The following is a 13,055-nucleotide window of genomic DNA, read 5'->3' on the forward strand; positions in this document are numbered from 1 at the left end:
TTTTTTTCGTTGTGAGCTTTTCAAGACCTTCTTTATTCTTGGTTAGTCAATTTCAGCTCAGCTGGTGTTTTCTGCCCAATGGGCGGGATATGACGAAGCATGATCACGGTGAGTATGGCGATAGCAAGCATGAGTCCGCCGCTAACCGCCACAACAGCATGCATGCCATCGGTAAATGCCGTCTGGGCGACATGAAGAAGGGTTGAACCACTAGATTCGGGCAAAGCTTTTGCGGCCGAGACAGCCCCAGCCAGACTTTCGAAGGAGGCTTCAGCTGTTAACGTCGGAATATCTTTCGGTAGGAAACCGGCAATGTTAGTGCGGTACACGTATGTACCAATGCTGCCTAATACGGCTATTCCTAGAGCGAATGCGAATTCACCGCTCGTCTGAAGCAAGGACACCGCCGAACCCGCTTTCTCTGGCGGGGCCGAGCCGACAATTAGATCGCTGGACAAGCTTGCGAGCGGGGCTGCTCCCCCATTAAAAAGGATATAACCTATGATCAGGATGGAGAGTCCAGATCCCTCCCCTACCTGTGATAGTAGAATACAACCTGTCGCTGAGACGGCAAGACCTGCTCCGATAAGGAGCGACGGTCTGATCCACCGAGCAATAATCGGTGAAAACAACATACCTGCCATCGATGCAACCACCCCCGGCAGCATGCACATCGCTGCACGCAGCGGTGATAGTCCTTCCACGAATTGAAGATGCTGTGAAATGAAAAGCATGGAAGCCCCTGTCAAAGTAATGCCGAACAGGCCACCCAGTGCCGTGCTGAAGGAAGGGTTTGCGAATAGACGCAAGTCGATTAGCGGACTGTCCAACCGTTGCTGCCGTCTTACGAATAACACTCCGAAAACAACTCCAGCCATAACGGCCATGAGCGGCCATGTCTGTAGACCTTGCTTCGCAATTTCCTTAAGGCCGTAAATTGCCGGAAGAATGGTTCCCATCGACAACATAACGCTAGTCATATCCAATCGACCAGATGCGGTATCTCGATATTCGGGCAAAAGATGGGACCCTGTCAACAACAGCAGCGCCATGACTGGAACGCCAAGTAGAAAAATCGAGCCCCACGAAAAATGCTCCAGCACCATCCCGCCGACTACAGGGCCAAGCGCCATGCCTCCCATGGAGCACATGAACCATATACCTATGGCGAGGGCGCGCTGCTTATGGTCGCTGAACATATTGCTGATTAATGCCAGAGATGAAGGCGCTACTGTCGCTCCGGCTATGCCGAGCAACGCGCGTGCCGCAATCAGCATTCCAGAGGTGTAGGAAAAAGCGGCCAACACCGAAGCCGAACCGAATGCCGCTGCGCCGATTAGAAGCAGCTTTCGGCGACCGAGTCGATCTCCAAGCGAGCCCATTGTGATCAGAAGCCCTGAGAGCATGAACCCGTATATGTCCATGATCCATAGCTGCTCGGTGCTGTTAGCGCCGAGAGAGACGCTTATGTGTGGAAGTGCGAGAATCATTACGGACAAGTCTACAGAAACGAGCAAGGCAGGCAATGCAAGCACCGCAAGTCCAATCCATTCCTTCAAACCAGCTCGCATATTAGATTCTATCGCAGCAGCTTTCATTGGCCCTCCAGAACCTCTCCGAGCCGATCCAGCATCAACCTCGTTCCGTGCTCACGCTGTTCAGGCGTATCGAGATCATCCAGAAAAACGCCCTGCTCGGTATAGATCAAGTGCGTGCCGCCGTCCACAGACTCAAATTCCACCGTCGTCACGGAGACAGACATCCGCTTGTCTTCCACGTCCAGAGTATATGAGTATACAATTCGCTTATTTTCAACGATCTCCTGATAGCAGGCATCGAATGTGTAAGCTGGTCCTCCAGGTGGTCCACCACGATTGAATTCGCGTCCGCCAACGCGAAAGTCGAACTCGTCAGCTTTAGGAAACCAGGCGGCTTTGGCTGCTTGACCCGCCCATGCGGCAAATACGCGAGCAGGGGTATGTTTATAGTTCCTTTCGATGACAAATGTGGAATGTTTGGTAGATCTATCACTCATTTTTGAAGCCTCCTTGTCCGGGTTCTTCCGGATGCTCGTCTAAATATTCACCAAGTCGGTCGAGATGGAGATCCATACTCGATTTTCTCTCGGCGAAAAATTTCTCATGATTCATTTTCATTGTCCGCATGATATTCATGACATGCTCAACGGTAAACGGTTCGTTTCTTTGCATCCGACTCGATACATTCTCAAGCTCATGCAAAAGCTTCTGCTGCATGCGGATATTTTCTTTCAGGCGGTCTATTTGAATGGTAACGATGTCTGACAGGCTTAGTTGATCACCGGACATAACGCCTTTAATCTCCTCCAGCGATAGCCCCAGCTCCTTCAAGGACAAAATTTGCTGTAAGCGTGAAATGTCCTTTTCGGTGTAGAGTCTGTATCCAGATGGCGAATAGTCGGATGGTGAAAACAAGCCGATCTGATCATAAAAACGCAAGGTTCGTATTGTAATTCCAGCCATTTTCGCAATTTCTCCGACTTTCCATTGTCGCTTCATGATCAGCTCCTTTCTTGGTCGCTAGCGTTTTACCGGTACCTTCACTATAAACCGTTCCGTTACGTAATGGTCAAGAATCTATATGAATTTTTTTCCATTGCTGACTAATCGTGTTTCGGAACCCCAGGGATGTGGTGAAAGGAAGCTGTAAGAAAAAACTCTGTAACAGCAAAGAAATTGCCATTACAGAGCTTTTTATCGTTAGGCCGCTATATCCGAGGTGTCTTCACCCTCTGATTATAGCTCCAGTGTATGCTTTTCCAAAAAGTTCGTAGCGAAATGGCCCTCTACAAAATCAGTGTGCTCCAGCAGTTTTTCGTGGAAAGGGATCGTAGTATGTACACCCTCAATCACAAACTCTCCCAAGGCACGCTTCATGCGGGCAATCGCTTCATTGCGATCCTTGCCCCAAACAATCAGCTTGGCGACCATGGAATCGTAGAATGGCGAAATCTCATACCCTGGATAGACTGCACTGTCTACGCGTACGCCGTAGCCTCCTGGAGGCAAATAGTTGGTGACTTTTCCTGGAGAAGGCATGAAGTTTTTTGCAGGATTTTCCGCATTTATCCGGCATTCAATCGCCCAACCATTTATTTTTACGTCACCCTGTGAAAAAGACAAAGGATTGCCTACTGCTACGGAAATCTGCTCTTTGATGAGATCGATTCCCGTGATCATCTCCGTTACGGGATGCTCTACCTGAATACGCGTATTCATCTCCATAAAATAAAACTTCCCATGCTTATCCAGCAAAAATTCTACTGTTCCAGCTCCATGATACTGAACGGCTTTTGCAGCTGCAACAGCTGCCTGCCCCATTTTGTCGCGAAGCAATTCGTCCAGAGCAGGAGATGGCGCTTCCTCGACGAGCTTTTGATGGCGTCTCTGAATGGAACAATCTCGCTCGCCAAGATAAACGGCATTGCCATACTTGTCTCCCATGATCTGGATTTCTACGTGGCGAGGCTCCTCCACGTATTTCTCCAAGTAGACGCCTGCATTGCCAAACGCTGTTTCTGCTTCCTTTTGCGCCTGGCGAATGGATTTTTCCAGCTCCTCCATGTCATAAGCGACACGCATTCCTCTACCGCCGCCACCAGCAGTTGCTTTTACGATGACGGGATAACCGATTTCTTTTGCCACTTCCAGCGCTTCCTCGATGTCCTCGATCAACCCTTCTGTTCCCGGTACGAGTGGAACATTCGCCATGCTCATCGTCGATTTTGCTACCGACTTGTCCCCCATTTTCGAGATCGCTTCCGGGTCTGGACCAATAAAGGTAATGGAGCAGTCCTGGCACAGCTGGGCAAAGGATGCATTTTCTGCTAAAAAACCGTACCCGGGATGAATGGCATCTGCTTTCGTTTGCAATGCCACCGTCATTATGCGTGCCATATTCAAGTAGCTGTCCTTGGAGGCAGTCGGACCGATACAATACGCTTCATCTGCCAGCTCTACGTGAAGCGCTTCCCGATCCGCTTCGGAAAAGACTGCAACCGTTGCAATTCCCAATTCTCTGCACGCACGAATAATTCTGACGGCGATTTCACCGCGGTTGGCAACTAAGACTTTTGTAAACATTTCTGTGCCCCTCCCTAGTTTGGTTTGATCGCCAGCAATGCTTTTCCAAAGTCTACAAACTGGCCATCCATCACAAGTATTTCTGTAATTTCTCCGTCAAGAGGAGAAAGGATGTCGGAGGTAAGCTGCAGGGCGTCAACGGTACAACGCCCGACCCGTTCGCCAGCTTTAACCGATTGTCCAATAGTCACGTCCGCATGGAAAAGTCCAACCCCGCCAGAGACGACCAACTGTGTCTCTTGCACTGGTATGGGAACGGGCACGATAGGCGATGTCTCAAGTGCTTCGGCAGTGGCTGCCGCCTCCTGGTAACCGCTCTCTGCTTCCTTCGCTTGTTGTGGTTGTTCTATGGATTGGATCATGACAGGCGCACCTTTTTTAATCACAATACTGGTCTTGCCATCCTTCCACTCCAGCTCTTCGATGGACGATTGGTTTACCAATTTGATAAATTCCCTAAGGTCATGAAGCTTCATTCCCCGCTCTCCTCCTTGAAAATGCCTCGATAGAAGTTTTCTTACAATGGGATGTTCCCATGTTTTTTATAGGGACGATCCTCTTTTTTATTCCGTAGCATTTCCAGCGCTTCGGCAACTTTTTTGCGTGTTTCGCGCGGATCGATGACGTCATCCACCATGCCGAGACTTGCAGCTACATAAGGATTGGCAAACTTTTCACGGTAGAGCGCAATTTTTTCTGCTCTGGTCGCAACAGGGTCTTCGCTTTGCTCAATTTCTTTTGCAAAAATAATGTTGGCAGCACCCTCTGGTCCCATTACGGCAATTTCCGCATTCGGCCATGCGTAAACGACATCGGCACCGATCGATTTGGAGTTCAGTGCTACGTACGCGCCACCATAGGCTTTCCGTAAAATCACAGTAATTTTAGGAACGGTTGCTTCCGAGTACGCATACAAGATTTTCGCGCCATGACGGATAATACCGCCGTGCTCTTGATTGACTCCCGGGAAAAAGCCGGAAACATCCTCAAACGTCAACAGGGGAATGTTGAAGCAGTCGCAGAATCGAATAAAGCGAGCCAGCTTATCCGATGAGTGAATATCCAGACCACCTGCCATCACCTTCGGCTGGTTGGCGATGATTCCTACGCTATGTCCATCGATACGCGCCAGGCCGATTACGATGTTGCGTGCAAAATTGGGCTGAACCTCCATGAAGTCGCCATGATCCACGATTTTTTCAATGACCTTGCGTACATCGTACACTTTCGTGCTTTCGGCAGGGACAAGCTCAATGAGTTCTTCCTGCCAGTCCTCACGTTCACCTGGCTCTATCACGGGTGCGCGATCCTGATTGTTTTGCGGCAAGAAGCTCAAGAGTCTGCGCACGCTCTCCAGCACTTCCTGCTCGGATTCAGCTGTGAAGTGTGCATTTCCGCTCACCGATGAATGAACCTTCGCACCACCCAGGTCCTCTGCCGAAATTTTCTCCCCAGTTACGGTTTCAATTACCTTTGGCCCAGTAATGAACATTTGGCTTGTTTTCTCAACCATGAACACAAAATCTGTAATCGCTGGTGAATAAACCGCGCCACCGGCACACGGTCCGAGAATGACGGAAATTTGCGGGATGACGCCAGAGTAGATCGCATTCCGGTAAAAAATCGTTCCGTAGCCATCTAATGAGCTTACGCCTTCCTGGATGCGTGCTCCGCCAGAATCATTGAGCCCGATAAACGGCGCACCATTTTTTGCAGCCAGATCCATCACTTTGGCAATTTTCATGGCGTGCATCTCACCAAGAGCGCCACCGAAAACCGTAAAGTCCTGGGCGAACAAATAAACGGGTCTTCCATTGATCTTCCCGTAGCCTGTCACGACACCTTCCCCTGGCGCTTCCATTTGATCGAGGCCAAAATGGGTTGCACGATGCTCTACAAACGGATTTAGCTCCATAAAGGTATCCGGGTCCAGCAGCAGCTCAATACGCTCACGTGCCGTCAGCTTACCACGATTGTGCTGTGCGTCAATTCGTGCATCGCCGCCACCTAGCTGAATTTTATACTTTCGCTCCATTAAATCATCGATTTTTTCATACATGCTGCTCACTCGTCCGACCTTCTCTCTATTCCTTTTTCGAAATGGCACTCTCAAAAATCGTCACCAATTGCTGTACGGCACTGGTTGGAGACAGCTGTCCACTGGTGACTGCCCCCTCCATTTGCGGTAAAAGCAGTGCAATCTGCGGATGACTGAAAAACATGGTGCGCAAATAATCGTTTGCCATGCTATACATCCAGTCCAATGATTGTGCACTACGACGGGCTTCAAAACCACCAGTCTGTGTCGTTTTTTCACGAAACACGTTCACGACATTCCATATCTCCTCGATACCTTCACCCGTCAGTGCCGAACACATATATGCCTTCGTTTCCCAACCTACCGTGGCCGGTTGCAAATAGTGCAGAGCACGGTTATACTCGCCCTTTGCAATCAATGCCCTTGTACGGTTCTCTCCGTCTGCTTTGTTGATCAGGAGGGCGTCCGCGATTTCGATGACACCCTTCTTGATCCCTTGCAGCTCGTCTCCAGCGCCTGTCAGCATGAGCAGCAAAAAGAAATCGACCATTGATCTGACCGTCGTTTCACTTTGCCCGACCCCAACAGTCTCAATCAAAATCACATCATAGCCTGCTGCTTCACAAATCAGCATGGTTTCGCGTGTTTTCCGATTGACACCACCCAAGGTACCACCTGTTGCCGATGGCCGGATAAACGCGTGCGGATTTCGCGACAGCAGCTCCATCCTCGTCTTGTCCCCTAATATACTGCCACGCGTAACCGTACTGCTCGGATCCACAGCCAGCACAGCCACGCGATGTCCTTTTTCACAAAGCATGGTGCCGAACGCTTCAATGAACGTACTCTTTCCAACACCGGGAACCCCTGTAATCCCGATCCGAATGGCGTTTCCTGTATGGGCAAGAAGCTTTTTGATCACTTCCTGCGCCATCTCCATATGAAACGGGGAATTACTCTCCACCAGCGTGATTGCTTGCGCAAGGATCGTGCGATTGTTTTCCCGCACGCCTTGTACATACTGATCAACACTGAGTCTGGGTAGACGGACTTTCGAAGAAAAGGTCAAGGAAGTTTTGTCGCTTGCACCATCGCTCATAGACTACCAGCCTCCAGGCGGCGCACAACCTCTTGCAGCACATTTTGAGCCGCGATCGGAATGACAGTTCCCGGACCAAAGATGGCAGCCGCTCCGTGCTCTTTCAGGAATGCGTAATCCTGTGGCGGAATGACCCCACCGATGACGACAGCAATATCTTCACGCCCCAGCTTTTTCAATTCATCGACAAGCTGAGGCAGCAATGTTTTATGTCCGGCGGCCAACGAGCTAAAGCCGATGACGTGAACATCGTTTTCCACAGCTTGTTTCGCCGTTTCATCTGGCGTCTGGAACAGTGGACCGATATCGACGTCGAAGCCCAAATCAGCAAAAGCGGTCGCAATGACCTTTGCCCCTCTGTCATGTCCATCCTGACCCATTTTTGCGATCATGATACGGGGGCGTCTGCCTTCCCATTGCTCGAACTCATCTGCCATCTTGCGAACCGCAGCTACCTCGTCCGCATCTGCGTATTCAGAGCTGTAGACACCGCTAATCGAACGGATGACAGCCTTGTGGCGCCCGACGACTTTTTCATAGGCATCCGAAATCTCACCCAGAGATGCTCGCGCACGTGCCGCTTCGATAGCCAGCTCGAGCAGATTTCCTTCGCCAGATTCAGCACAAGTCGTAATGGCTTGCAATGCTGCCAGAACGCGAGCTTCGTCTCTGTTTGCGCGCAGCTCCTGCAACCGTTTGAGCTGTGCTTCCCGTACCACTGTATTATCCACTTCGAGAATCTCCAGCGGGTCTTCTTTGTCCAAGCGATATTTATTCACACCAATAATCGCTTCCTTGGCCGAATCAATATGAGCTTGACGACGTGCAGCTGCCTCTTCAATCTTCATTTTTGGCAATCCGGTTTCGATCGCTTTTGCCATCCCACCCAATGCCTCAATTTCTTCGATGTGCTCCCATGCTCTCTCTATCAGCTGCTTGGTCAGCGATTCGACGTAGTATGAGCCTGCCCAAGGGTCGACGACTTTGGTAATTTGCGTTTCGTCTTGCAAAAACAACTGTGTATTGCGGGCAATTCGCGCCGAGAAGTCCGTCGGCAAGGCAATGGCTTCATCAAGTGCGTTTGTATGCAGGGATTGTGTATGACCCAATGCTGCTGCCATCGCTTCTACGCAAGTACGAACGACGTTGTTGAACGGGTCTTGCTCTGTCAGGCTCCAACCGGATGTTTGCGAATGTGTCCGAAGTGCCATCGATTTTTCATTTTTCGGATCGAATTGCTTGATCAGATTCGCCCAAATCAAGCGTCCTGCTCGCATTTTTGCAATCTCCATAAAGTAATTCATCCCGATTGCCCAGAAAAAAGACAGCCGTGGAGCAAACGCATCAATATCAATTCCTGCTTTCAACCCGGTTCGCACATACTCAAGCCCATCCGCCAGTGTATAAGCCAGCTCGATATCTGCTGTCGCCCCTGCTTCCTGCATATGGTAACCGGAAATACTGATGCTGTTGAATTTCGGCATATGCTTGGAGGTGTACGCAAAAATGTCGGAAATAATTTTCATGGATGCTTCTGGTGGATAAATGTACGTATTGCGTACCATGTATTCTTTGAGGATGTCGTTTTGAATCGTACCCGTCAGTTCTGCTTGCGAAACGCCCTGCTCCTCAGCGGCCACAATATAAAACGCCATAATCGGAAGCACCGCGCCGTTCATCGTCATGGAAACCGACATTTTATCCAGCGGAATACCGTCAAACAAAATTTTCATATCGAGGATGGAATCAACCGCGACCCCAGCTTTTCCTACATCCCCAACGACACGCGGGTGGTCGGAATCATAGCCTCGGTGCGTCGCCAGGTCAAAGGCGATCGAAAGCCCTTTTTGCCCAGCCGCCAAATTGCGTCGGTAGAAAGCATTACTCTCTTCGGCTGTTGAAAATCCGGCATACTGACGAACGGTCCATGGCTGGGCCACGTACATCGTTGGATAGGGTCCACGAAAATACGGAGGCAAACCTGGCATGTAACCCAGATGCTCCATTCCTTCGATATTTTCTTTGGTATAGAGCGGCTTAACGGGGATTTGCTCCATTGTTTGCCAAATCTGCTCATCCAATACTTTTTTTGCTTCGTCACTCAGCGATTGGCTTGGGAACAAATCGGAAATGTCCCGTTTCGAACGATATGCCACTTTTGAAAAATCAGGCCTCATCTTCATGAGATCACCCCTATTCGTTCCTGAAGATTGCGCAGCATCTGATAACAATTCGTTCGAACATGGATACAATCCTCTACGCCAGCTGCTTGGTAGCTCGCCAATTGCTCTGCCTCGGGTAATCCCGCCAGCAGCACGAGCATTTGTGGATTTGCTTGTTTGATCGCTTGGGCCAAAGGCGGTACAATCGCGGGGTAGCTCGCGTCATCAGAGCAAATCACCGTAATTGCAGCACCTGACTCCACTGCAGATTGCGCCGCTTCCTCGGGCGTTTGGAAGTGATGCTCACGAATAACAGAAAAGCCGCCAACCGCAAAAAACTCAGCAGAGAAGTCTGCTCGGGCTTTATGTTTGGAAACAGGACCCATATTCGCCAAAAAGACGGCTGGCCTGCTCCCCGTTTTCTCCAAATGCATAGCTGAATGCTTGCGCAATGCTTCAAATGACTCCGCTGCACGATGAAAACGCAGAGGTGCAATGACGGTTTCGGTCTGATCAGATTTTCTGACGACTTTAAAAAGATCTCCGAGGGTAGCTCCAGCAAGTGCCGCCTCAATAGCCGCCGGCATCAAGTCATCCGATGAGGCTGCCAAATTCTCCAGCGCTTTGGATAAAGAATCATGATCCTGCCCTGCACGATGGCTCTTTACTTCATTTATCCGGTCTTTCTGAATAGCAGGAAGCGTTTCTTGCTGCGGAACCGATTCCTGTACATTCGCATACATATTAGAGCCAACAATTCTCACCTTCCGCTGCTCGATACTTGCAGACTTGGTCTGCGCCAGCTGTTCGATAAGGTTTTGGGGAAGGGATGCTTTCAGGGAATCCAGCAAGCCACCTTTTTCTTCCGTTTGCAAAAACAGCTCCCATGCCTTCTGTGCGAGCGCATCTGTCAGCCATTCGACATACCAGGAACCACCTGCAGGGTCCACGACTTTTGCCAAATGCGCTTCCTGTTCCAAAATAATTTGCGTATTTCTCGCAATCCGTCTGGAAAACTCATTCGCAGGCCGGATGGCTTCATCAAACGCTGAGACGTGCAAGCTGTCCACTCCGCCAAGTACTGCTGAAAACGCTTCCGTAGTTGAGCGAAGCAGATTCACGTACGGATCGAGAATCGTTTTTGTCCACGCAGATGTGCGCGCGTGTATTGTCATTTTCTGCGATTCTACAGATCCGCCGTAGGAAGTGATGATCGTTGACCAGAGCATTTTTGCTGCTCGCAGCTTGGCAATTTCCATAAAGACGTCTGAACCAATCGCGTACGAAAATTGAATGCGTGGCGCAATTTCGTCAATCGACAGTCCGCGTGCAAGCAGCGCCTGGATAAATTCCACTCCTGCTGAGAGTGAATAAGCGAGCTCGGTGACGGCATTGCCTCCTGCATTCTGATACGCTTGTGCTCCGACGAGGATGGTTTTTAGTTCAGGTGCGTGCTTGCTGGCCCAGCGGGTTGTATGTGCCATCGCATCATAGGAAGTCTCTAGTGAATACGGTAGTCTGCCTTCTGCGAGCAAGATGGCAAAAGGGTCCTGTCCGATGCAGCCACGCAGCTTGCTCAGGTCTTTGCCAGTTGCTTCAAAATGTGCGAGAAAGAGAGTAACTACAGGTAGTCCGAGTGCACCTGCTTCAACATAAAGCGGAACCTTTTCCAGATCGATTCCCTGGAGCGCTGCATCCACATCTTTTTTGCAAAAAAGAGACAATCCTCTATGGCCGACCTCTTCCGAATTTGCTTCATCCGGATCGAGACCACGAAGCGCAGCTTGGTCCAAAACGATATTGACCATCGTTTGTCCACGGGCTAAATCATGTAGAGCCGCCGTGTTAAAGGCTTCAGCTGTATTCGCCACAATTTCCTGACTGATGTGCCAGCTTTGCGTTGGCTTCTCTTCAATCGCTTTGGTTCCACGCACGAAGGGAGCCATTCCCGGCAGTTCGTCCATCTGTGGCAGCTTCTCTGTATCTTCTTTGCGATATATTGGCTGTAGCGTTATCCCTTCGTATGTCTTGGTCAAGAGCTTTGCGTCAAACGAGGCACCCTTCAGTGATTTCTCCGCTGCTGCTCTCCACTGCTCGTATGTTGGAACGGCGAACGCTGTAAATAATGAGTCTTTCTTCACGAAACCTGACCTCCCCCGGTTCACTCTATCCTTGTGCTATTATGCCCGCTTTACCAGGAACAACGGTTGTCCCTGATCTACCAGCTGTCCGTTCTCCACTAATACCTTGACAATCTTTCCCTTAACCTCGGCTTCGATTTCATTAAACAGCTTCATAGCTTCCACGATACAAACAATCGTTGCAGGCTGTACCTGATCGCCTACAGATATATAAGGAGGTGCGTCTACTGCTGGTGCTGTATAAAACGTACCGACCATCGGAGAAATGATCTGGTAAAGGTTCTCTGTTTCTTCGATTTTCTGAACAGGTGGTTGCGATGGGGTGACAGCAGGAGAGGTTTGCTCTGTTTTTGCTGCTGTCTGCGGTGGCGCGACTGAGGGAACCACCGCGAGCTTTGGTTGAGACACAGGTGCTTGCACAACAATCGTCTGCTCGCCAAGTCTCCTTTTTATCGATAAGTGAGAATCTTCATTCTTTACTTCGAATGATTCTACATCCGTTTGTTCCAATAGCTTTACAAGCTCTCTCAGTTCATAAATGGTAAGCACAATGATTCCTCCTGTTATCCATGTCAGCCTCTATTCGCCTACAAACCGACTGGTTGGTTTCGTATGATTGTGCAGGACCGACCAGTTGGTCTCTTGTTCATTATACCAAATGTCTGAATACTAGTACAGACCAACCAGTTGGTCTGTCGAGCTCAAATTTTCATCAAGGCTGCCAAGCGACTAGAACTCTGCTGTTCAGGCTAGCTGAGCATAGCCGCTGTTTCCTTGGTTCTCCTTTTCATTTTCTACGAAGGCTTATACGGTAAATCGGGCTGTTGCAGGAAAAAGCGATTAAAATCCGGATTTTCCATAGCGCCGCGCTTCAGTACTGAGTGTAATACCATATCTGCGTAAATATCCGCAATTTGCTCGATGGAATAAGTACCTGATTTCTGATACCACTTATAAATCCAGTTGACCATTCCAAAAATTGCCATAGAGACAATCGGTACAGGTAGTTCGGGGCGGAATTCATCTGATTCGATTCCATCCTGGATCACAGTGAACATGATTTGTTTGTAGCGATCCCGCTTGACCTCGATATCCTTGAAATACTCTGGAGCCAAAAACAAGCTCTCCTGGTAAAAAATCGTAACCTGTGACCGATATAAATCAATCATCATAACAAAGGACTTTACGATTGCTTGCAGCCGTTCCGTAGGTGTCTCCCATTGCTCGTACGCTTCCTCTGCCTTTTCCAGCACGTATGTAATAAATTGATCATGAATGATGTAAAGCAGTTCATCCTTGGACTTGAAGTTGTGATAAAAGCCCCCTTTTGACGTACCGCTTTCTTTTACAATCTGATCAACGGTCACCCGATGGTAGCCATTCGCTTCAAACAAGCGCATGGATGTTTCAATAATTCGTTCTCTAATTGATTTTTCGCTCATTATCTTCACCCGTGATCATTATAGCATAGTTTTGCCAAAACCAGACTTCGCG

The 13,055-nt window shown here is 49.4% G+C and carries 11 protein-coding genes; all 11 read right to left on the reverse strand.

Going from position 1 to position 13,055, the window contains the following annotated elements:
* Window positions 1–32: 32 nt before the first annotated feature.
* The gene (locus tag ADS79_RS18740) at window positions 33–1,598 is read right to left on the reverse strand and encodes an MFS transporter (RefSeq protein WP_049739913.1); all 1,566 of its coding nucleotides are present in this window, start codon (window positions 1,596–1,598) and stop codon (window positions 33–35) included.
* Window positions 1,595–2,035: an SRPBCC family protein gene (locus tag ADS79_RS18745; protein ID WP_049739914.1), complete on the reverse strand. Its 441-nt coding sequence runs from the start codon at window positions 2,033–2,035 to the stop codon at window positions 1,595–1,597. Before ADS79_RS18745 ends, ADS79_RS18740 begins: the two co-directional genes overlap by 4 nt.
* On the reverse strand, window positions 2,028–2,537 hold the full coding sequence (locus ADS79_RS18750) for a MerR family transcriptional regulator (RefSeq protein WP_049739915.1): 510 nt from the start codon (window positions 2,535–2,537) through the stop codon (window positions 2,028–2,030). Before ADS79_RS18750 ends, ADS79_RS18745 begins: the two co-directional genes overlap by 8 nt.
* A 237-nt stretch (window positions 2,538–2,774) precedes the next feature.
* Complete coding sequence (gene accC, locus ADS79_RS18755; protein WP_049739916.1) at window positions 2,775–4,121, reverse strand: acetyl-CoA carboxylase biotin carboxylase subunit; 1,347 nt, start codon at window positions 4,119–4,121, stop codon at window positions 2,775–2,777.
* A 14-nt stretch (window positions 4,122–4,135) separates the two neighbouring features.
* The gene (locus ADS79_RS18760) at window positions 4,136–4,597 is read right to left on the reverse strand and encodes an acetyl-CoA carboxylase biotin carboxyl carrier protein (RefSeq protein WP_049739917.1); all 462 of its coding nucleotides are present in this window, start codon (window positions 4,595–4,597) and stop codon (window positions 4,136–4,138) included.
* 41 nt (window positions 4,598–4,638) lie between these two features.
* Window positions 4,639–6,180 (reverse strand): acyl-CoA carboxylase subunit beta, encoded by a 1,542-nt coding sequence (locus tag ADS79_RS18765; RefSeq protein WP_049741062.1) that lies wholly within the window; start codon window positions 6,178–6,180, stop codon window positions 4,639–4,641.
* 25 nt (window positions 6,181–6,205) lie between these two features.
* Window positions 6,206–7,258 carry a methylmalonyl Co-A mutase-associated GTPase MeaB gene (gene meaB, locus ADS79_RS18770; RefSeq protein ID WP_049739918.1) on the reverse strand — a complete coding sequence of 351 codons (1,053 nt, stop codon included), beginning with the start codon at window positions 7,256–7,258 and terminating at the stop codon, window positions 6,206–6,208.
* The gene (gene scpA / locus ADS79_RS18775) at window positions 7,255–9,435 is read right to left on the reverse strand and encodes a methylmalonyl-CoA mutase (protein WP_409362406.1); all 2,181 of its coding nucleotides are present in this window, start codon (window positions 9,433–9,435) and stop codon (window positions 7,255–7,257) included. The genes meaB and scpA overlap by 4 nt, the downstream gene beginning before the upstream one ends.
* A gap of 2 nt (window positions 9,436–9,437) precedes the next feature.
* On the reverse strand, window positions 9,438–11,561 hold the full coding sequence (locus ADS79_RS18780) for a methylmalonyl-CoA mutase family protein (RefSeq protein ID WP_049739920.1): 2,124 nt from the start codon (window positions 11,559–11,561) through the stop codon (window positions 9,438–9,440).
* A 39-nt stretch (window positions 11,562–11,600) separates the two neighbouring features.
* Window positions 11,601–12,110, reverse strand: coding sequence for an acetyl-CoA carboxylase biotin carboxyl carrier protein (accB, locus tag ADS79_RS18785; protein ID WP_049739921.1), 510 nt, complete (start codon window positions 12,108–12,110; stop codon window positions 11,601–11,603).
* A gap of 245 nt (window positions 12,111–12,355) precedes the next feature.
* Complete coding sequence (locus ADS79_RS18790; protein WP_049739922.1) at window positions 12,356–13,003, reverse strand: TetR/AcrR family transcriptional regulator; 648 nt, start codon at window positions 13,001–13,003, stop codon at window positions 12,356–12,358.
* Window positions 13,004–13,055: the final 52 nt, after the last annotated feature.

Source organism: Brevibacillus reuszeri, assembly GCF_001187725.1.
Lineage (GTDB): Bacteria > Bacillota > Bacilli > Brevibacillales > Brevibacillaceae > Brevibacillus > Brevibacillus reuszeri.